General features: G+C 63.8%; 15 protein-coding genes. 7 read left to right on the top strand and 8 right to left on the bottom strand.

Annotated features, from left to right (window positions below; genetic code table 11):
• The first annotated feature begins 30 nt into the window (after positions 1-30).
• From BHQ40_RS02195 to BHQ40_RS02185, 3 genes are all read left to right on the top strand, one after another.
• Complete coding sequence (locus tag BHQ40_RS02195; RefSeq protein ID WP_070151720.1) at positions 31-1836, top strand: tetratricopeptide repeat-containing sulfotransferase family protein; 1806 nt, start codon at positions 31-33, stop codon at positions 1834-1836.
• A 158-nt stretch (positions 1837-1994) separates the two neighbouring features.
• On the top strand, positions 1995-4361 hold the full coding sequence (locus BHQ40_RS02190; protein ID WP_070151718.1) for a TonB-dependent receptor: 2367 nt from the start codon (positions 1995-1997) through the stop codon (positions 4359-4361).
• Positions 4362-4455: 94 nt separating this feature from the next.
• A complete protein-coding gene (locus BHQ40_RS02185) occupies positions 4456-5736 on the top strand; it encodes an amino acid permease (RefSeq protein WP_070151717.1) in 1281 nt (426 codons plus the stop codon).
• A gap of 114 nt (positions 5737-5850) precedes the next feature.
• On the opposite strand, the gene BHQ40_RS02180 is transcribed toward BHQ40_RS02185, so the two are convergent.
• From BHQ40_RS02180 to BHQ40_RS02170, 3 genes are all read right to left on the bottom strand, one after another.
• Positions 5851-7458, bottom strand: coding sequence for a phytoene desaturase family protein (locus tag BHQ40_RS02180; RefSeq protein ID WP_070151715.1), 1608 nt, complete (start codon positions 7456-7458; stop codon positions 5851-5853).
• Positions 7459-7615: 157 nt separating this feature from the next.
• A complete protein-coding gene (locus BHQ40_RS02175; RefSeq protein ID WP_070151713.1) occupies positions 7616-8773 on the bottom strand; it encodes an aromatic ring-hydroxylating oxygenase subunit alpha in 1158 nt (385 codons plus the stop codon).
• A 58-nt stretch (positions 8774-8831) separates the two neighbouring features.
• Complete coding sequence (locus tag BHQ40_RS02170; protein ID WP_083276632.1) at positions 8832-10229, bottom strand: M20/M25/M40 family metallo-hydrolase; 1398 nt, start codon at positions 10227-10229, stop codon at positions 8832-8834.
• A 184-nt stretch (positions 10230-10413) separates the two neighbouring features.
• On the opposite strand from BHQ40_RS02170, the gene BHQ40_RS02165 reads away from it, so the two are divergent.
• The 3 genes from BHQ40_RS02165 to dxs all read left to right on the top strand — a co-directional run bounded on the left by BHQ40_RS02165 (position 10414) and on the right by dxs (position 14268).
• On the top strand, positions 10414-11721 hold the full coding sequence (locus tag BHQ40_RS02165) for a dicarboxylate/amino acid:cation symporter (RefSeq protein ID WP_070151711.1): 1308 nt from the start codon (positions 10414-10416) through the stop codon (positions 11719-11721).
• A 110-nt stretch (positions 11722-11831) separates the two neighbouring features.
• Positions 11832-12290: a Fur family transcriptional regulator gene (locus BHQ40_RS02160; protein WP_070151709.1), complete on the top strand. Its 459-nt coding sequence runs from the start codon at positions 11832-11834 to the stop codon at positions 12288-12290.
• Between the two features lie 52 nt (positions 12291-12342).
• Entirely contained in the window at positions 12343-14268 is a 1926-nt protein-coding gene (gene dxs, locus BHQ40_RS02155; protein ID WP_070151707.1) for a 1-deoxy-D-xylulose-5-phosphate synthase, read from the top strand.
• A gap of 164 nt (positions 14269-14432) precedes the next feature.
• Here the strand turns inward: dxs and BHQ40_RS02150 are convergent, their stop codons facing one another.
• The 4 genes from BHQ40_RS02150 to BHQ40_RS02135 form a co-directional block, all read right to left on the bottom strand.
• Positions 14433-14849 (bottom strand): DUF3035 domain-containing protein, encoded by a 417-nt coding sequence (locus tag BHQ40_RS02150; RefSeq protein ID WP_070151704.1) that lies wholly within the window; start codon positions 14847-14849, stop codon positions 14433-14435.
• A gap of 5 nt (positions 14850-14854) precedes the next feature.
• A complete protein-coding gene (gene lspA, locus BHQ40_RS02145; RefSeq protein ID WP_070151702.1) occupies positions 14855-15358 on the bottom strand; it encodes a signal peptidase II in 504 nt (167 codons plus the stop codon).
• Positions 15359-15503: 145 nt separating this feature from the next.
• Entirely contained in the window at positions 15504-18389 is a 2886-nt protein-coding gene (ileS, locus tag BHQ40_RS02140; RefSeq protein ID WP_070151815.1) for an isoleucine--tRNA ligase, read from the bottom strand.
• A 155-nt stretch (positions 18390-18544) separates the two neighbouring features.
• Positions 18545-19486: a bifunctional riboflavin kinase/FAD synthetase gene (locus tag BHQ40_RS02135; protein WP_070151700.1), complete on the bottom strand. Its 942-nt coding sequence runs from the start codon at positions 19484-19486 to the stop codon at positions 18545-18547.
• 121 nt (positions 19487-19607) lie between these two features.
• Here BHQ40_RS02135 and BHQ40_RS02130 point away from each other — a divergent pair, with 121 nt between their 5' ends.
• Positions 19608-19916, top strand: a complete 309-nt coding sequence (locus BHQ40_RS02130; protein ID WP_070151698.1) for a hypothetical protein — start codon at positions 19608-19610, stop codon at positions 19914-19916.
• Between the two features lie 113 nt (positions 19917-20029).
• Here BHQ40_RS02130 and BHQ40_RS02125 read toward each other — a convergent pair whose 3' ends face one another.
• Positions 20030-20536 carry a dihydrofolate reductase gene (locus tag BHQ40_RS02125; protein ID WP_070151696.1) on the bottom strand — a complete coding sequence of 169 codons (507 nt, stop codon included), beginning with the start codon at positions 20534-20536 and terminating at the stop codon, positions 20030-20032.
• Positions 20537-20554 lie beyond the last annotated feature (18 nt).

The following is a 20554-nucleotide window of genomic DNA, read 5'->3' as shown; positions in this document are numbered from 1 at the left end:
TGACCTGCGGGACGCGCTATCACCGGATCCATGACGGCCCGAACCCAGCCCGCCCCTGCTATTTCAATTGCCGAAGCGCTCTCTTTCGCCCGGCGCACCCTGCCCGCAAACCCTGCGGTCGCTCTGGCGCAATTGCGGGAAATCATCGGCGTGCAGCCGGAGACCGCCGAAGCGCACCGCCTGGCCGCGCTCGCCCTGCGAAAGCTGGGCCGCACGGAGGAAGGCGAAGCCGCCGATCTGGAGGCGGTGCGCCAGTCGATCCACGATCCTGAACTCATTGAGGCGGCGAGCGCGCTCTTTCAGAATGAACTGCACGTCGCCGAACCCATATTGAAAGGGCGGTTGCGCGAACAGCCCACCGATGTCGCCGCCATCCGCATGCTGGCGGAACTCGCCGCCCGCATCGGCCGGTTGACGGACAGCGAAAACCTGCTGCGCCGCGCCGTCGAACTTGCGCCCGGCTTCGGCGCGGCGCGGGCGAACCTTGCCACTGTCCTCTACAAGCAGAACCGGTTCGGGGATGCGATCGAGCAACTCAATCTGGTGCTGGCCGACGAACCGGACGATCCCTCCAGCAGCAATCTGAAAGCGGCGGCTCTGGGCCGGATTGGCGGCTATGAGGAGGCGGTGGCGCTGTATGACGCGCTGACCCGCCGTTTCCCTGATCACGCCAAACTTCATATGAGCCATGGCCATATCCTCAAGACCGTCGGACGGCAGGAGGACAGCATCGCCGCGTACCGCGCCGCACTGGCGGCCGAGCCGGCGCTGGGCGAAGTGTGGTGGAGCCTGGCCAATCTGAAAACCGTCCGATTTACCGGGGCGGATGTGGATGCGATGCAGGCGGCGCTGGACAGCGGCGCGGCATCGGCGGAGGATCGCTACCACCTCCATTTCGCGCTTGGAAAGGCGATGGAGGACGCCAGGCAATGGGAGCCATCCTTCCGCCACTATGCGGAGGGCAATCGCCTGCGGAAAGCGGAACTGGACTATGACATGGCCGACATGTCCGGGCTGGTCGACGCCATCATCGCGCGCTTCACCCCCGAATTTCTCGCCGCCCGCGCCGGGCAGGGCCACGCCGCCCGCGACCCCATCTTCATCCTGGGCATGCCGCGCGCCGGATCGACCCTGATCGAACAAATCCTCGCCTCCCACCCGCAGGTGGAGGGGACAATGGAACTGCCCGACATTCCCGCCATGGCCCTGCGCGAAGGGCGGGACAGCGGCGGCGGGCCGCGCGGATGGGTGGACGCCATTGCGGACATGACGAGCGAAAGGCTGGCCGAGCTTGGCGCGGAATATCTCGACCGCACGCGCATCCAGCGCAAGACGGACAGGCCGCTGTTCATCGACAAGCTGCCGAACAACTGGACCTATCTGGGCTTCATCCACCTGATCCTGCCCAATGCGACGATCATCGATGCGCGGCGCGACCCGATGGACTGCTGCTTCTCCAACTTCCGCCAGCATTTCGCGCGCGGGCAGGCGTTCAGCTATGATCTGGCCGATATGGGCGGCTATTATGCCGATTATGTCCGGCTGATGCGGCATTTCGATACGGTGCTGCCCGGCCGGGTGCACCGGGTGATCCATGAGCGGTTGGTGGACGACCCGGAAGGCGAAGTGCGCCGCCTGCTCGACCATATCGGTCTGCCCTTCGACCCCGCCTGCCTGCGTTTTCACGAGAATGACCGCGCTGTGCGGACGGCCAGCAGCGAACAGGTCCGCCGCCCGATCAACCGGGACGGCATGGATCGATGGCGGCACTATGACGCATGGCTGGGGCCATTGCGCGATGCGCTGGGCGATGTCGCGAAAACCTGGCCAGAATGAACCGATCACGCTGATTCACGGCAGCAATCGTGTCAAACCTGCAACAGCGGGGCAAATTCGTCTGCGCCTGTCATACGATCGTAAAAAACCGGCTTGCTCTGCGCCGCAAAAAGTGGGGAACTGCCGCAAGAGAACAAAGCAGGCAAAAGGGGCCGTCCATGCAGTTCACTTCCCTCCAGCGCGCAGGCAAGACCGGCGCTGCGATCCTCCTTGCATCCACCATGCTGACACTGTCCGGCGCAGCCTTCGCCCAGGAAGCGGCGGCTGCGGCGGAGGACGGCGACGCGATCATCGTCACAGCGACGAAGCGGTCCGAGAATCTGCAGGACGTGCCCATCGCCATCACCGCCTTCGGCACGGCGAAGCTGGAACAGATGCAGGTGCAGAAGTTCGAGGATTATGCCCGCTATCTGCCCAGCGTCTCCTACCAGACCAGCGGCCCCGGATCGGCCAAAGTCTATTTCCGCGGCGTCGCCAGCGGCGAAAACGCCAACCATTCCGCATCGCAGCCGTCGGTCGGCATCTATCTGGACGAGCAGCCGATCACCACGATCCAGGGCGCGCTGGACGTCCATGTCTATGACATCGCGCGCGTCGAGGCATTGGCCGGACCGCAGGGCACGCTGTACGGCGCGTCGAGCGAGGCGGGCACGATCCGCATCATCACCAACAAGCCGGACACCGGCAAGTTCGAGATGGGCGCCGATTTCGAGGTCAATTCCGTATCCAAGGGCGGTGAAGGCTATACGGCGGAAGGCTTCATCAACGTGCCCTTCAATGACCGCATGGCCCTGCGCGCGGTCGGCTGGTACAAGAAGGACGCCGGCTATATCGACAATATCGCGGGTAGCCTGACCTTCCCCTCATCCGGCGTCACGCTCGACAATGCGCCCTATGTCGAGAAGGACTATAATGACGTCGAGACCTATGGCGGCCGCGCCGCGCTGAAGATCGACCTTGACGACAACTGGACCGTCACGCCGCAGATCATGGGCCAGAAGCAGAAATCGAACGGCAGCTTCGCGGTCGAAAGCGGCCTTGGCGATTTGCAGACGATGCAGTTCAACCCGGAGGGCGCGAGGGACAACTGGTATCAGGCGGCCCTGACCATCGAGGGCAAGATCGGCAGCTTCGATGTCACCTATGCCGGCTCCTATCTGAAGCGCAAGGTCACGACGAACAGCGACTATGCCGACTATTCCTATTTCTATGACGCGCTGTTCGGGTCTGGCGCCTATCTCTACGACAATGCCGGCAACGTCATCAGCCCGAACCAGTATATCCGGGGCATAGACCGCTTCACCAAGCAGAGCCACGAACTGCGCTTCACGTCCCCGTCCGATGGCGTCGTCCGTTTCGTTGGCGGCGCTTTCTACCAGCGGCAGGCGCATAATATCGAGCAGCATTATATCATCGACAATCTGTCCGATGCTCAACAGGTGCCCGGCACGATCGACAATATCTGGCTGACCAAGCAGCTCCGCGTGGACCGCGACTATGCGGCCTTCGGCGAGCTGACCGCCGATGTAACCGAGAAGTTGAGCGTCACCATGGGCGCGCGCGTTTATAAATATGACAACAGCCTGGTCGGCTTCTTCGGCTATAATAATCCCGGTTTCAGCGGCAATCCGGTCTATGCCTGCCAAAGTCCGGCGGTCGTAAGAGGCTCGCCCTGCACCAATCTGGACAAGAGCACCAAGGATGTCGGCTGGCTTCACAAGCTTAACGTCACGTACAAGTTCACCGACGACGCACTGATCTACGGCACAGCCTCGCGCGGCTATCGTCCGGGCGGCATCAACCGGCGCGGGGACCTGCCGCCTTATGACGCCGACTTCATCGAGAATTACGAGATCGGCTGGAAAACGAGCTGGGCCGACAATCGTATTCGGTTCAACGGCGCAATCTATCAGCTCAACTGGACCGACCTGCAGATTTCCGTGCTCGGCGCGAACGGCTTGACGCAGATCGAGAATGCAGGCCGCGCGCGCATCCGCGGCGTGGAGGCGGAATTGTGGACCCGGCCGTTCGGCGGCCTGACCCTGACCGGCAGCGCATCCTATAATGACGCTAAACTGACCAAGGATTATTGCGAATCCGACTGTTCGCCAGGGGATGCGATCCTCGCGCCCAAAGGCACGCGCCTTCCCGTCACCGCGAAGCTGAAGGCAAATGCCGTCGCCCGTTACGAATTCCCGGTCGGGGATTCCAACGTCCATCTGCAGGCGGCGATGGTCTATGAAGGCAAGCGGACCTCGGACCTGCGCACTGTCGAAAAAGCGATCAGGGGAGATTTGCCTGGTTACGCCACTGTCGATCTGAACGCCGGTTTCACCATGGGCATCTGGTCGGCGGAAATCTTCGCCAACAACCTGTTCGACAAGCGCGCCTATTCGACAGTTGGCGTTCAATGTCTGGAAACGACCTGCGGCGACCCGGACGGCGTGACCGCCATCGGGCCGAAAATATATCGCACGCCCATCCAGCCGCGCACCATCGGCGCCAAGGTGGGCTTCAAATTCTGACCGGGATGCGCCCCTCCGTCATCAGCGGAGGGGCTGCCTCCTCCGCCGGTGACGGCAGCTTGCATTCGGCCGCAATTTGGGGCCTGATGCAGCGATGACATCCACGCGCCCGCTGGGCCTCCTCGCCTGCATCGCGCTGGTCATGGGCAACATGATCGGATCGGGCGTGTTCCTGCTTCCGGCCGCGCTCGCGCCCTTTGGATGGAACGCCGTTGCCGGGTGGGTGCTGACCATCGGCGGCGCATTATCGCTGGCCTGGGTGCTTGCGGCGCTGACAAAGCGCCTGCCGGGGACGGGCGGCCCGCCGGAGATGGTCGCCGCAGCGTTCGGACCGATCGCGGGTTTCGCGGTCGGCTGGATCTATCTGGTGTCCATCTGGACCACCAATGTCGCCATCGCCATCGCGGCGGTCAGCTATCTCAGCATCTTCATGCCCATCATCGGACAAGTGCCGGGACTGGCGGCGGCGTCCGGCTTTGCCCTGCTCTGGCTGCTGACCCTGCTCAACATCCGGGGGGCGAAGGCGGCGGGCGGTTTCCAGATTTTGACCGTGGCGCTCAAGCTGGTCCCGCTGCTCGTCGTATTCGTCATCATCATTCTGGTGTTGACGACACAGGGCACAGCGCCGCTGCGTCCTTTCCCTGCGGAGGGGCTGAGCCTTCCCGCCGTCACAGCGTCAGCGGCGCTCACCTTATGGGCATTGCTCGGCTTTGAATCCGCCAGCGCCTGCGCGGGCAAGGTCGCCGATCCAGAACGGACGATCCCGCGCGCGACGATGATCGGGACGGCGGTCACTGGCCTCATCTATCTCCTGATCTGTTCCGGAATCGCCCTGTTGCTTCCAGAAGCCGTCGCCGCGCACAGCGACGCGCCCTTCGCTACCTTCGTCGCGCGTTTCTGGTCGCCCGGCCCATCCTATTTCATCGCCCTGTTCGCTGCGATCAGCGCGATCGGCGCGCTCAACGGCTGGCTGCTGCTGCAGGGCGAGGTGCCGCTCGCCATGGCCAAGGCGGGGCAATTGCCGCAATGGCTGGCAAAGACCGACGGGCGCGGAACGCCCGTCCGCGCGCTGATTATCTCCAGCATCATTGGCAGCCTATTGTTGCTTTCGAACAGTCTGCGCGGCATGGGTGACCTGTTCCAGACGATGGCGTTGCTCTCCACCTCAGCGACGCTGTGGCTGTATCTGTGCTGCGCATTGACGGCATTGAAGTTCCGGCTGGTTTTGCCAGTGGCGGCGGTAGGCGTGGTCTATTCGCTCTGGACCCTGTGGGGCGCGGGACTGGATATCAGCGGCTATAGCCTACTGTTGATGCTGGTGGGTTTTCCGCTCTACTGGATGGCGCGGCGAGAAGCCGGGGCAGCCCTGGCCTAGAGAATATCCGTTCGCTTCGAGCATAGTCGAGAAGCCTGTGCGCTGGTTTCTCGACTACGCTCGAAATGAACGGGTGTTGGTTTGATCTGGCAAACGGGAGCAGGAAACAGGGATCTATTTCCCCCGCATCCGGCCGAACAGGCTGCCGTCGGACAGGATGACGCGGGCGGCGTTGTGGCCGGGGGCGCCGGTGACGCCGCCGCCCGGATGGGTGCCCGCGCCGCACATGTAGAGGCCGGCGAGCGGCCCGCGATAGCTGCCATGGCCAAGCACCGGGCGCGCGGCCCATAGCTGGTCCAGCGACATGTTGCCGTGCATGATGTCGCCGCCGACAAGGCCGAACTTGCGCTCCAGCCCCTTCGGGCTGAGGCGCGTCTGGGCGATGATCGAGTCGCGGAAACCGGGCGCATAACGCTCGACCGTATCGATGATCGCGTCGGCCGCCTTTTCTTCCTCGTCATCCCAGTCCCGGCCGTCGGGCAGGACGGGCGCGAATTGCTGGCAGAACAGGCTGGCGACATGGCAACCCTCCGGCGCGAGGCTGTCGTCAACGGTCGAGGGGATCAGCATCTCGACGATCGGCGCTTTCGACCAGCCGTCGCGCTTCGCGTCCATGAAGGCATTGTCCATATAATCGAGCGTCGGCGCGATGATGATGCCGGACTGGTGATGCTCGCCCGGTTCCGGATGGCTGGTGAAGCGCGGCAGGGACGATAGGGCGACATTCATGCGGAAGGTGCCGGATCCCGCCTTGAACGCCTTGATCCGCTTCAGGAAATCAGCGGGCAGGTCGGACGGGGCCATCATGCGTTCGTAGAGCAGTTTCGGCCCGACATTGGCGACGACATATTTGGCGGCGATCTCCTCCCCGCTTTCCAGCCGCACGCCCGCGACCGTGGCGCCGTCCGTCAGCACCTGCGCAACCGGGCTTTCAATGCTGATCTCGACGCCCAGGTCGCGGCATATCCGCGCCATGATCTGGGTGATCGTACCCATGCCGCCGATGCTGTGGCCCCATGCGCCCTTCTTGCCATTCACCTCACCAAAGACGTGGTGGAGCAGGACATAGGCGCTGCCCGGCGTGTCGGGGGACGCATAATTACCGACGACCGCGTCGAAGCCGAAAGCAGCCTTCACCGCCTCGCTCTCAAACCAGCTATCCAGGAAAGTGCGGGCGGATTTGGTGAACAGGTCCAGCACGTCGCGCTGTTGCTCCATCGTCAGCCTGGAGAGCGCCCTGCCCTGCTTCACGCCGTCAATCATAGTGCGCAGGCCGTCGCCGATATTCGGCGGGGCCTTCAGCGCCAGCCCGCGCAGCACCTCCGCGACATTTTCCAGCGCGTCATAATAGCCCGGCAGCGCAGCGGCGTCCCTGGCCGAAAAGCGTTTGAACTCCGCCTGGGTCCGCTGAAGCCCGCCGCCAAGCTTTAGATAGTCGCCATTTTCTTGTGGCAGGAAATTGGAGATCGGCCGCTCGATGACGCGATAGCCATAATCGGCCAGCTTCATGTCCTTGATGACCTTGGGCTGCAGCAAGCTGACGGTATAGCTCGCCACCGAATTGCGGAAGCCGGGGTGAAATTCCTCCGTCACCGCAGCGCCGCCCACGACATTGCGCCGTTCCAGCACGCGCACCTTTAACCCCGCCCGCGCAAGATAGAAGGCGCAGACGAGGCCGTTATGGCCTGCGCCGATGATGATGGCGTCGTATCTCTTGGTCATCGCATAATCTCCCCCCTCCCTTTCAAGGGAGGGGCCGGGGGTGGGTGAAGGGGTGGCGGGGGCTCAATGCCCCCTCCGCCACTTTTGACAGAAAGGTGGGAGAGGCTCACTGCGCTCGCACCCACCCCTAGCCCCTCCCTTGAAAGGGAGGGGAATTTCAGGACCACCCCGCCGCAGGCCGCTCCTCGCGCCGGGCTTCGGGGATCAGCGCGCGCATCCGGCGGCAGAAGCTGCGCAGGCACACCTCGCTCTCCCCCAGCGGGCCGATGGAGAAGCTGCGCGAACGCATGCCGTCCTGCACGCGGGCTATCAGCGCCGTATCCTCTGCGTTCACCTCGCGGTTAATGCGCCAGTTGAGGTAGCGCGCCGCCTTCATCTCCCGGCGGTCGTCGGGCAACACATAGCTGATCTCCCGGATCAGCGTCTCGGTGGGGCTGATCGGCAGGAACTGCATGAAATCCACCTGATCCGGGTAGATGTCGAAGGCGACGTTCGGCCAGAGCTTGAAATAGAGCCAGCGTTTCTGGTTCGCCTCCGGCAAATGCGGCACGGAAGGCAATAGTGTCTGATACAACCGCTCGGACCAGTTGGCCGAGGGCCGCTCGACCAGATCGCCCCACATGCGGTCGACCTCCGCCTCCGCCTCGACGCCATAGCTGCGCCCGAACAGGCGCGTGAGGCCGGGATGCGCGACCGGGATATGCAGGCCGTCGGAATAATTGTCCGCCACATTCTTCCAGTTCACCGGGCGCGGGCGCAGCGTGACCCGGCCCAGCGCGCGCAGATCCTCGAACCGATACGGCTCCACCTGCGCATCATAGGGGGCCATCATATCCGCGACCGAAGGACCGCCGCCCGCCAGCCTGATGAAGATGAAGCCCCGCCATATCTCCATGTCCACGAGGGTCAGCCCGTGGCGGCTGGTATCGAGGCCGGGATAATCGCTTTTCTGCGGCACGCCGGTCAGGCGCCCGTCAAGGCTATAAGTCCAGGCATGATAAGGACAGACGAGCTTCTTTGCACAGCCACTGGCGCCATCGACGATGCGCGACCCGCGGTGGCGGCAGACATTGGTGAAGGCGCGGACCTGGCCGTCCTCTCCGCGCACGACGATGATGCTCTCACCCAGAAATTCGAGGGCATGCCAGTCGCCCTGCCCCGGCACGTCGCTGACATGGCACACCACCTGCCAGCTTGCCGCAAACACCTTCTCCTGCTCCGCCCGGAAAAAATCCGGGTCGTCATAGGTCCACGCAGGAAGGCTCCATCCTTCCAGCGGGTCGGGTTGCGATGCGACGGGTGCCAGTGCGACCAAATATTTTCTCCTGTTGTTCGAGTGTAAAACAGGATGACGATTCACGCAAGATGCGCGTCTATTTCGACAGATCAGTCACCACGGAATACCATTGGTCCAGCGACGCGCCGATGCCCGCGACGGGAACACGTTCATTCAGGCCATGAGCAAAGCTGTCGCTGGGCTTGGTGAACAGCGACGCCACGCCATAGCAAGGCACGCCGAGCGCCCGGAAATACAGGCTGTCCGTCGCCCCCGCATCCATTCCGGGAACGACCTCCAGCCCAGGATAGCGGGCGCGTACCGCTTTGGTGACCGCCGCCGTCACATCCTTGCGCAAGGGCGAGGCATCGCTGGAGGTGGGATCGTCCTTGGTGGTGACGGTGGCGCTGGAATCGGCGATAACCCTGACCAGCTCCGCCTTCACCGTCTCAACCGGCACGCCGGGGAAGATGCGGCAATTGATATTGAACGCCGCGCGCTGCGGCAGGGCGTTTTCGGCATGCCCCCCGTTGACCATGGTGGGAATGCAGGTGGTGCGGACCTGGCCGATAAATTCCGGGTGCGTCGAAAGCTGGTCGGCCGCTGCGACATCCGTGGGATCGGCGGCATAGCGGGCAAGCACCGCGCCAATGTCGCTGCCCCCGGCCCGGCCCGCCGCGACTTTCAGCGTGGCGCGGGTCAGTTCGTTCGACATGGGCGGAAATTTGAACGCTTCCAGCCGCCCGATCGCCTTCGCCATGCGGTACACCGGATTGGTCGCGGTCGGCGCGCTGGAATGGCCGCCCGGATCAGTGAAGCTGACCTCAAAATCGGCATAGGTTTTTTCCCCGGCCTGGATCTTGTAGAGGACAGGCTTGCCATCTTCACCCAGCGTGCCGCCGCCGCCATCGCCGTTCAGCAGCAATTCGGCGTCCTTATATTTCTGCGCCAGCGCGCGCGTCGTCGTCATCGACGTTTCCTCGTCGCCCGACAGCAGCAAGATGATCGAGCGTTTCGGCCGGAAGCCTTCCTTCTTCAGTCGCGCCATCGTCGATATCATCATCGCGACGTCATATTTATTATCCTCCGCGCCCCGGCCGAAGATGTAGCCATTCTCCTCCACGGGCACGAAGGGGTCGCGCGTCCAGTCCGCCTTGTTGGCCGCCACCACATCCATATGGCCGCTGAGCAGGATCGGCTTGAGCTTCGGATTGCTGCCCTTGAGCGTCGCGGCCAGCGTCGCCGTTTCGCCCATGGGCGTGATCTCTATGTCGCCATCGGCATAACCGGCCTGTTTGAGCACGGAGGCGTAATAAGCGGCCAGCGCTGGCACCTGCCCTTTGCCCAGGGAGGATTCGAACGCGACGGAACGCTTCAGCACGTCCTTGGCCGCCTCCGGGTCCGACGCGGCCATCGCCGGCGCGCCGCACAGGACAAGCGTCATCAGGACAAGCGCCATCAGGGCCGACCCCAGATATGTGGCAGACAATTTCATTTTTTTGCTCCCCGATGGATTGTTGCGCCATGTGTGGCATAGAGGGAACCGCTCGCCAATCGCGAAGGTTGGCGTTTGCGGAAAGAGGGCCTCCTTATCCGCGCTTTCCCGGCTGCTAGAAAAGCTTGGTCGCAAGATCGCTGTTGGCTGCCGATATGCAAAGCCAAGCTAGGGACGCCACGCCATGACGCTCAATTATCGCAGTTTCGGATTCCAGGTTCTGGCCGGCATGGTCATCGGACTGCTGCTCGGCCTGCTGGCGCGCTCCATGGGCGCCGGGCCGGACGGTGAACTCAATGCGCTGTCACAGGCGCTCAAGACAATCGGCGGCATTTTCGTGCAATTGCTGAAAGCGATCGTCGCGCCGCTGGTGTTTGCCGCCATCGTCGCCAGCATCGCCAATCTGCGCGCGCTCGACAATGCGGCGCGGCTCGCCGGGCGCACCTTGCTGTGGTTTGCGATCACCGCGCTGATCGCCGTGGTCGTGGGCCTGGCCGTCGGCCTGTTGATCCAGCCGGGCCTCAGCGCCAAGGGCGCGCCCATACCCGCCGGGCATGTCACATCGGTCGGCGGCTGGCTGGACTTTCTGAAGGGGCTGATCCCCGACAATGCGCTCGGCCTGTCGGGCAGCACCAAGATCGCGGATGACGGCAAGGCGACGACCAGCCTGTCGTTCAATATCCTGCAACTGCTGGTGATCTCCATTGCAGTGGGCCTGGCCACACTCAAGCTCGGTGAGCGGGCCGATCCCTTCCTGGCGTTCGTGCGCTCCCTGCTGGCCGTGGTCCGCACCCTGCTCGGCTGGATCATCCGCCTGACGCCCATCGGCTCGGCGGGCCTGATCGGCACGGCGGTCGCGACCTATGGCTGGACAGCGCTGGCGCAGCTCGGATCGTTCGCGGGGGCCGTCTATCTGGGCCTCGCGATCATCATCCTGGGCGTGTATCCGCTGCTGCTGATCCTGAACGGCATCAATCCGTTGCGCTTCTTCTCGATCGCCTGGCCCGCGATCCAGCTCGGCTTTGTCTCGCGCTCCTCGGTCGGCACCTTGCCGGTAACGGAGAGCGTGACGGAGCGCATGGGCGTGGAGCGCGGCTATGCTGCCTTCGCCGTCCCCCTTGCGGCGACCACCAAGATGGACGGGTGCGCGTCAATCTATCCGGCGATCGCCGCGATCTTTGTGGCGGGCTTCTATGGCATTCCCTTGCACGCGATGGACTATGCGTTGATCGTCATCGTATCAGTGATCGGCTCCGCCGCCACGGCCGGGTTGACGGGCGCGATCGTCATGCTGACGCTCACCCTTTCAACGCTTGGCCTGCCGTTGGAAGGCGCGGGATTGCTGCTCGCCATCGATCCGATCCTCGATATGGGCCGGACAGCCGTCAATGTCGCCGGGCAGGTGCTGGTCGCGACGATTGTCGCCAAGCAGGAAGGGCTGCTGGAGGCGGATGCGCTGAACGAGGCCCCGGTAACCGCCGTTCCGGCCTGAACCTCAATCCCAATGGAGAGCGCGCCTGAGATGGCAGGAGCACGCTCCCCGCTAAACCGACCTACCTCCTGCCCCTTGCCGCTTTGACCTCAGAGGCATAGATAGGATGGATGGCTTCGCACCATCATCATGAACATGCCGGTCCGTCCCTGTCGGATGCCGCGCGCAGCACGCTTGAGGCGCGTGGAGAGCAGTGGACGCCCATGCGCGCCGCCATTTTCGATGCGCTGGCGTCCGAGGAGAAGCCTGCATCAGCCTATGACATAGCCGATACGGTGTCGAAGGCGCGCGGCAAGCGAGTCGCGCCCAACAGCGTGTACCGCATCCTTGACCTGTTCGTGTCCAGCAACCTGGCCATGCGGGTCGAAAGCGCCAATGCCTATGTGGCCAATGCCCATCCCGGCTGCCTTCACGATTGCATTTTCCTGGTTTGCCGCCAATGCGGTGAGGCAACCCATGTTGATGACGATGCGTTGACGGGGGATGTCCGGCAAGTGGCCGCGCATGAAGGCTTCACGGCCGAGCGCCCGGTGATAGAAGTGCTCGGCACCTGCGCCAAGTGCGCGTAAGGCCGGTTGAGGCTAAGTATAGGCCAGAGTCCATAAGGATCGATTCCCTTTCATGAACGACCGTCCCCAAACGCCGCTGCTTGACCGGGTCGATGTGCCGGCCGATCTGCGCAAGCTGGCGCCCGACCAACTCCGCCAGCTCGCCGACGAACTGCGGCAGGAAACCATTTCCGCCGTCGGCACCACCGGCGGGCATCTGGGTTCCGGCCTGGGCGTGGTCGAACTGACGACGGCCATCCATTATGTGTTCAACACGCCCGATGACCGGCTGGTGTGGGATGTCGGCCACCAATGCTATCCGCACAAGATATTGACCGGGCGGCGCGACCGCATCCGCACCCTGCGCCAGGGCGGCGGCCTGTCCGGCTTCACTAAGCGGGCGGAAAGCGACTATGACCCGTTCGGCGCGGCGCACAGCTCCACATCGATCAGTGCGGCGCTTGGCTTCGCCATCGCCAACAAGCTGACCAACAAGCCGGGCAAGGCGATCGCGGTGATCGGCGACGGCGCGATGTCCGCCGGCATGGCCTATGAGGCGATGAATAACGCGCGGGAGGCGGGCAACCGGCTGGTCGTCATCCTGAACGACAATGACATGTCGATCGCGCCCCCGGTTGGCGGCCTGTCGGCCTATCTGGCGCGGATCGTGTCCAGCCGCGAATTTCTGTCCGTGCGCGATACGCTCAAGCGCCTCGCCCGCAAGCTGCCGGGGCCGCTGCACAAGGCCGCCAAGAAAACCGACGAATATGCGCGTGGCATGGCGATGGGCGGCACATTGTTCGAGGAACTGGGCTTCTATTATGTCGGCCCGATCGACGGACATAATCTGGACCAGTTGATCCCGGTGCTGGAGAATGTGCGCGACGCGGCCGAGGGGCCGTGCCTGATCCATGTCGTCACCAAGAAGGGCAAGGGATACGCCCCGGCCGAAAAATCCGCCGACAAATATCATGGCGTGCAGAAATTCGATGTCGTTACCGGCGCGCAGGCCAAGGCGCCTCCCGGCCCGCCCAGCTACACCAATATATTCGCCAAGGCCCTGATCGCGGAAGCGGAGCGGGACGAGAGCGTTGTGGCGATCACCGCCGCCATGCCCTCCGGCACGGGCCTGGACAAGTTTCAGGACCGCTTTCCCGGCCGCACGTTCGACGTCGGCATCGCCGAACAGCATGCCGTCACCTTCGCTGCGGGTCTGGCTGCGCAGGGCATGCGGCCCTTCTGCGCCATTTACTCGACCTTCCTGCAGCGTGCCTATGATCAGGTGGTGCATGATGTGGCGATCCAGAACCTGCCGGTGCGCTTCGGCATCGACCGGGCCGGTCTGGTGGGCGCGGACGGCAGCACCCATGCGGGCAGCTTCGACGTGACTTACCTCGCTACCCTGCCCAATTTCGTCGTCATGGCGGCGGCGGACGAGGCCGAACTGGTCCATATGGTCCATACCTGCGCCGTTCATGACAGCGGACCGATCGCTGTGCGCTATCCGCGCGGGAACGGCACGGGCGTCGCCCTTCCTGAAACGCCCGAACGGCTGGAAATCGGCAAGGGCCGTATCGTCCGCGAGGGCAAGAAGGTGGCGATCCTTTCGCTCGGTACCCGGCTTGAGGAAGCGTTGAAGGCCGCCGATGCGCTGGACGCGCGCGGGCTGTCGACCACGGTTGCCGACCTGCGCTTCGCCAAGCCGCTGGACGAAGCGCTGATCCGCAAGCTGCTCACCACGCATGAAGTGGCGATCACGGTCGAGGAAGGCGCGGTCGGGGGCCTCGGCGCGCATGTGCTGACGCTGGCGAGCGATACCGGCCTGACCGATGCGGGCCTGAAAATCCGGACGCTGCGCCTGCCGGACATCTTCCAGGATCAGGACAAGCCGGAAAAGCAATATGCCGACGCCGGGCTTGATGCCGACGGGATCGTCAACACGGTGCTGACCGCGCTGCGCCACAACAGCGCCGGCGTCAGCGAAGGCGCGCGGGCCTAGTATCCAGATCGGATAAGCTCAATTCTGTTTGGGCTGAGCGGAGGCGAAGCACCGCACTGCGTTCGGCGGAAGGCTCCGACGTCGCTCAGCCCGAACGAATAAAAATCCCGCAAAACAAAAAGGGCGCCTTGAGGCGCCCTTTCCAATGGTGTCGAGGAAACCGCTTATTGCGGGATCGACGCCTTCGCATTCTGGCCGTCGCCTTCCGGCGCTGCGATGATGTCGCGGGCGGTCGCGCCCTTGTCCACCACTGTACCGCTGGTCTCGCCGACTTCGGAACGGATGCCCGGCGTAGCGCTGTCGCGGCCAGCGGCGCGGAGCGCAGCGGCTTCGGCGGGGCTGCGGGCGGCCGCGCCGCCGAACATGGCGTCCATCGCCTGCCGGCTGGAATCGGCCGAAGCTGCCGGAGCAGCGCCCGGAGCAGGCGGGACAAGCGCGAAATCAGGCGGAATGATCAAAGGAGCCTGACGCGACACGGCGAATTCATCCGGGCGGTCGCGGCCGGAAAGGCCCCGCGAACCACAGGCCGAAACAGCCGCAAGACCGGCAAGCATACCGGCGGCGAGGAGGAATTTACGCATTGCTATCATGACTCCGTATTTACCGTCTTCTCGCGCAGCAGCAACGCCCGCGCAAGCAGGATCAGCACGCCGATGGTGATCGCCGCGTCAGCCAGGTTGAAAATCAGGAAGGGCCGCCACTCGCCGAAATGCAAATCGGCATAGTCGATGACATAGCCCAGACGCACGCGATCGGTAATGTTTCCCAGCGCGCCGCCCAGGATGAGCGCGAGGCCCAGCACGTCCTGCCGCGCCTTTTCCCGCCACAGCCAGACGGCGACAAAGGCGGCGATGGCCGTGGTCATGCCCACCAGCGCCCAGCGCATCGTGTCGCTGCTCGCATGGAAGAAGCCCATCGATACGCCCCTGTTCTCCAGCCAGCGCAGGTTGAAGAAGGGCAATATCTCTATCCCTGCGTCCGCGCGGGAACGCAGAGCCAGCGGAACCGACACCACATATTTGACGAACTGATCGGCCAGATAGATCAGCGCGGCGACGGACAAGCCCAGGGGGCGGTGATGCAGGTTCATACCGACCTTCCTTGGCCTTTTATTATCACTTCGTCATCCCGGACTTGATCCGGGATCCATTGGCTCACTGGTCGTTCCATCGCACAAGCGCCGATGCTCGTGGATCCCGGATCAAGTCCGGGATGACGATAAGGGAGAGGAGCGCTCATGCCTTCAGCACATCGTCGCAGCGGTCGCAGAGCGCGCCGTCATCCGTCACTTCGGGAAGCAGACGCCAGCAGCGGCCGCATTTGTGCCAGTCGGAGGGTTTGACGGTGATCCCGTCGCCAACGCCCATTTCCACCCGCGCCACAATCGCCAGTTCGGCGAAATCCACATCTCCGGCGGCGACCAGTTCGCCCATGGTCACATCCGCCTCCAGGCTGGAGCGAACGATCTTCTCGCGGCGCAGCGGTTCAATGGCTTCATTCACCTCATCGCGCTTGGCGCGGAGATTCGCCCATTTCTCGCCCAGCCCCTCATCCAGCCAGTCAGCGTCAACCTCCGGCCAGTCCAGGAAATGCACGCTGTCATCCGGGTCGGGATAGCGGCTCTGCCACACTTCCTCCGCCGTGAAGGGGATGATCGGCGCGGCATAGCGGACCAGCGCATGGAACAGCGTATCCAGCACGGTGCGATAGGCCCGGCGCTTGGGATCGGACGGCGCATCGCAATAGAGGCAGTCCTTGCGGATATCGAAGAAGAAGGCCGACAGGTCACTATTGGCGAAGTCCATCAGGGCGCGGGTGTAGCGGCTGAATTCCAGCCAGTTCTCGCTGCCTGCGCTCTTGTCGACGACCGAGCGCATCTCCGCGTCCAGTTCCGCCAGCCGGTGCAGCATATAGCGCTCAAGCTCCGGCATGTCGGCGGGGGCGACGCGCTCCTCCTCCGTGAAGTCGGAAAGAGCACCCAGCAAATAGCGGAAAGTGTTGCGTAATTTGCGGTAGGCGTCGGACGATCCGGCCAGCACTTCCTTGCCGATGCGCACATCGTCGAAATAATCGGTGCTGGCGACCCAGACGCGCAGGATGTCGGAGCCGCTCTCCGCAATGATCTTGAGCGGATCGACGACATTGCCGAGCGACTTGGACATTTTCTTGCCCTGCCCGTCCAGCGCGAAGCCGTGGGTCAGCACTGCGCCATAGGGCGCCTGCCCCCGCGTGCCGCAGCTTTCGAGCAGCGAGGACTGGAACCAGCCGCGATGCTGGTCCGACCCCTCGATATACAGATCGGCGCGCACACCTTCGCCATAGCGCCCTTCGATCACGAAGCTGTGCGTCGAGCCGCTGTCGAACCAAACATCGAGAATGTCGTTCACCACCTCATAGTCATTGAGGTCATAGTCGGTCCCCAGCAGCGCCTGATGGTCCGCGCCGAACCACGCATCCGCCCCCCCCGCCCGGAACGCCTCGACGATGCGGGCATTCACGGCCGGATCAACCAGATAGTCGCCGGTCTTGCGATTGACGTAGAGCGCGATCGGCACGCCCCATGCGCGCTGGCGGGAGATCACCCAGTCCGGGCGGCCCTCGACCATCGAGCGGATGCGGTTGGTGGAGCGCTCCGGCACCCAGCGGGTATGGGCGATCGCGTCCAGCGCGATTTCGCGCAGGGTCGGGCCGTTGCCGGTGGCGACCGCCGTGGGCAGGACGCCGCCGTCCAAGTCCACGACGCCGCTTTCCTGCGCCTTGTCCATCGGGATGAACCATTGCGGGGTGCAGCGGAAGATGATCTTCGCCTTCGAGCGCCAGCTATGCGGATAGCTGTGCTTGAAATCGTCAGACGCCGCGAGCAGTCCGCCCGCTTCGCGCAGGTCGGTGCAGATCGGCCCATCCTTGCTCACGAACTTGGGGTTGATGACGCTCCCCTGTCCGCCGAGCCACAGCCAGTCCTCGCGATATTTGCCGTCGCCATCGACCGCAAAGACGGGGTTGATGCCGTTCGCCTTGCACAGCTCGAAATCATCCTCGCCATGATCCGGGGCCATATGAACGAGGCCGGTGCCGGCGTCAGTGGTGACGAAATCGCCGGGCAGGAACGGACGCGGCTTGGCGAAGAAGCCGCCGAGGTGGTGCATGGGGTGGCGGGCGACGGCACCGGCGAGTTGGGAGCCCTTTATCAGCGTGGAAGCATTCGGCAGATCGATTACGCCTTGCGAAAATTCCGCATCAGTATTTGCAGCCTTTAGACCCTGATAACCCATTCTGCGCGCGAAAGCTGGCAACAACGCCAGCGCAACCAAAAATGATCGACCGCTAATCTCCGCAAGCACATACTCAACCTCCGGCCCATAGGCCAAAGCCTGGTTCACCGGGATCGTCCAGGGCGTCGTCGTCCAGATCACGGCATGCGCGCCGACCAGTTCCGGCGCGTTCGGGGCTTCGACGATCTCGAACGCCACGTCGATCTGGGTCGAGGTCACATCCTCATATTCGACCTCGGCCTCGGCCAGCGCGGTCTTTTCGACCGGGGACCACATGACCGGCTTCGCGCCGCGATAGAGTTGGCCGCTCTGCGCGAACTTCAGCAATTCGCCGACGATGGTCGCCTCGGCGTCGAACTTCATGGTCAGATACGGGTCTTCCCAGTCGCCCATGACGCCCAGCCGCTCGAACTGCGCGCGCTGCACCGCGACCCACTTCTCCGCATAGGCGCGGCACTCGGCGCGGAACTCGGCCGCCGGGACCTCGTCCTTGTTCAGCTTCTTCTTGCGATATTCCTCCTCGATCTTCCATTCGATCGGAAGGCCGTGGCAGTCCCAGCCGGGGATGTAAGGCGCATCCTTGCCGAGCAGCGACTGGCTGCGGACGATGATGTCCTTCAGCACCTTGTTCATCGCATGGCCCATATGGATGTCGCCATTGGCGTAGGGCGGGCCGTCATGCAGGATGAAGCGCTCACGCCCCTTCCGCTTCTCGCGCAGCTTGCCGTACAGGTCCATCTCCGCCCAGCGCGCGGCGATCGCCGGCTCCTTCTGCGCCAGGCCCGCCTTCATGGGGAAGTCGGTCTTGGGAAGGAATACGGTGTCTTTGAAGTCAGGCTGGTCGGTCATGCGGGTCCGGTCAAACAAAACCCCGTTCGTCCTGAGTAGCCATTGAGCTTGTCGAAATGGCATATCGAAGGACCTGCGCGGATGCTTCGATACGGGCCTTCGACAAGCTCAGTCCCTACTCAGCACGAACGGCTGAGAGAAATATCCCGGGGGCATTAGGCGACCCGTGGCGTCGCCGCAAGGATTTGCCGCGCGCGATCGCAATCGGCGTCCATCTGCGCGACCAGCGCGTCCAGCCCGTCGAACTTCGCCTCCGGCCGCAGATATTCGATCAACTGCACCTCTATGCACTGGCCGTAGAGACTTTCGGAAAAGTCGAAGAAATAGGGTTCCAGCAATTCCTTGGGCGGGTCGAAGGTCGGGCGGATGCCCAGGTTCGCCGCCCCGTCCAGCACCCGGCCATCCGGCAGCACGCCGCGCACCGCATAGATGCCGTAGGCCGGGCGCAGATATTTCCCCATATCCACATTGGCGGTGGGATAGCCGATGGTCCGGCCCAGCTTGTCGCCATGCTGGACGGTACCCTGAATGGCGAAGGGCCGCGTCATCAGCGCTGTCGCCGTGGCGCAATCCCCGGCCTTCAGCACGTCCCGGATGCGGCTGGACGATACGACATTCCCCTCCGCATCGACGACCGCCGTCACCGCTTCGTTGGTGATGCCCAGCGCCCTGCCGAGTTGGGCAAGGCGGGACACATTGCCGCTCTTGTTGCGGCCGAAGGTGAAATCCTCGCCCGTGACCACCGCGGCGGCGCCAATTTCGTCGACCAGCATCGCCGCGAAATCATCGGCTGTCTTTGCGGCCAGCGCATGATCGAAATGGAACACCAGCATCGCATCCGCGCCCGCCGCCGCGAACAGCCTTTCCCGCTGGTCCAGGCTGGTGAGGCGGAATGGCGGCGTATCCGGGCGGAACAGGCGCACGGGATGGGGATCGAAGGTCGCGACGATAACAGGCCGCCCCTCGGCACGCGCCCGTTCGACGGCGCGCGCGACCACGGCCTGATGACCCAGATGAAATCCGTCGAAATTGCCCAGCGCGACGATGGCTCCGCGCAGGTCGGCGGGCATCGGTGCGCCGCTATCCAGCCGCCGCATGGCGCGGGCTATAGGGGGGCAGGCGAACCCGCGCAATCCATAAGCCCCGCGCGGGCACGCCGAAACCCGATGTTAAGCATGATGCGGCATGGTGCAGCCACATATCCGGGGGGACTTTTGCATGACTATCGCTTCCGCAATCAGCGGCATCGCCAGCGCCGCCACATCGGCGGTCGCCGGACCGGCCGCCGCAAAGGGCGTAAAGACCGCCTTCGACGCCATTCTCGACGAATTGAAGAAGGTCGGCCATCAAACGCCGATGGAGCGCGCCCGCGACGCTGTGCTCAAGAAGCATGACCTGTCGGAGGCGCAATATCAGGGGCTCTCCACCGAACAGCGCACTGCGATCGACAAGGAAATCGCAGAAGCCGTGCGCAAGGTCGCTGAGGCGCAGATGAGGCCGAAACGGGCTGACGGCAGTTATGCGTAAGCGAGGCGTTTGACATTTCGCCCTGAACTTCGCCGTAGGGGGGCTGTTTTTTCTTTGAGGTGAAGGGCAGGGCTTCGACAAGCTCAGCCCGAACGGTATGATTCTTCCAGCTCCTATGCCCGCCGCAGCGTCACGAAGCTGAAGGCCGGCCTTACCCCCTCCACCGGATGCGTTTCCCGCGCAATTTCCCGCCACGCAGCAGGATCGGGATAGGGGATGCTGGCGTCGCCGGGGACATCGGCATGCACCTCGGTCAGTTCGATCCGGTCCGCATGGGGCAGGAACAGGGCATAGATTTCCGCCCCCCCAATCACCGACATGGACGGCGCATTCGCCAGCCGGATGGCGGCGTCTACGCTGTGGGCGACCTCCGCCCCCTCCTCGCTCCACGCCTCGTCGCGGGTCAGCACGATATGGCGGCGGCCGGGCAGCAGGCCGGGCAGGCTGTCGAAGGTCTTGCGCCCCATCACCATCGGCCGCCCCTGCGTCAATGTCTTGAACCGGCGCAGGTCGGCCGGGAGATGCCAGGGCAACTTTCCGTCGCGGCCGATAACGCCATTGTCCGCGCGGGCCAGGATCAGGACGATTTCGGGGTGAGTGGCGGGATGGGTCAGCGGCATCGGTCGTTTTCCCTTCCT

It is taken from the genome of Sphingobium phenoxybenzoativorans (assembly GCF_001757355.1).
Lineage (GTDB): Bacteria > Pseudomonadota > Alphaproteobacteria > Sphingomonadales > Sphingomonadaceae > Sphingobium > Sphingobium phenoxybenzoativorans.
This window is presented reverse-complemented; position numbering and strand designations above follow the sequence as displayed.

What these genes read in the sequence shown, in the direction of transcription:
- BHQ40_RS02190 (WP_070151718.1), top strand. Translation starts at nt 1,995, where the DNA reads ATGCAGTTCACTTCCCTCCAGCGCGCAGGCAAGACCGGCGCTGCGATC.
- ileS (WP_070151815.1), bottom strand. Translation starts at nt 18,389, where the DNA reads ATGACCGACCAGCCTGACTTCAAAGACACCGTATTCCTTCCCAAGACC.
- BHQ40_RS02135 (WP_070151700.1), bottom strand. Translation starts at nt 19,486, where the DNA reads ATGCGGCGGCTGGATAGCGGCGCACCGATGCCCGCCGACCTGCGCGGA.
- lspA (WP_070151702.1), bottom strand. Translation starts at nt 15,358, where the DNA reads ATGAACCTGCATCACCGCCCCCTGGGCTTGTCCGTCGCCGCGCTGATC.
- BHQ40_RS02170 (WP_083276632.1), bottom strand. Translation starts at nt 10,229, where the DNA reads ATGAAATTGTCTGCCACATATCTGGGGTCGGCCCTGATGGCGCTTGTC.
- BHQ40_RS02165 (WP_070151711.1), top strand. Translation starts at nt 10,414, where the DNA reads ATGACGCTCAATTATCGCAGTTTCGGATTCCAGGTTCTGGCCGGCATG.
- BHQ40_RS02180 (WP_070151715.1), bottom strand. Translation starts at nt 7,458, where the DNA reads ATGACCAAGAGATACGACGCCATCATCATCGGCGCAGGCCATAACGGC.
- BHQ40_RS02130 (WP_070151698.1), top strand. Translation starts at nt 19,608, where the DNA reads ATGACTATCGCTTCCGCAATCAGCGGCATCGCCAGCGCCGCCACATCG.
- BHQ40_RS02125 (WP_070151696.1), bottom strand. Translation starts at nt 20,536, where the DNA reads ATGCCGCTGACCCATCCCGCCACTCACCCCGAAATCGTCCTGATCCTG.
- dxs (WP_070151707.1), top strand. Translation starts at nt 12,343, where the DNA reads ATGAACGACCGTCCCCAAACGCCGCTGCTTGACCGGGTCGATGTGCCG.
- BHQ40_RS02150 (WP_070151704.1), bottom strand. Translation starts at nt 14,849, where the DNA reads ATGCGTAAATTCCTCCTCGCCGCCGGTATGCTTGCCGGTCTTGCGGCT.
- BHQ40_RS02185 (WP_070151717.1), top strand. Translation starts at nt 4,456, where the DNA reads ATGACATCCACGCGCCCGCTGGGCCTCCTCGCCTGCATCGCGCTGGTC.
- BHQ40_RS02160 (WP_070151709.1), top strand. Translation starts at nt 11,832, where the DNA reads ATGGCTTCGCACCATCATCATGAACATGCCGGTCCGTCCCTGTCGGAT.
- BHQ40_RS02195 (WP_070151720.1), top strand. Translation starts at nt 31, where the DNA reads ATGACGGCCCGAACCCAGCCCGCCCCTGCTATTTCAATTGCCGAAGCG.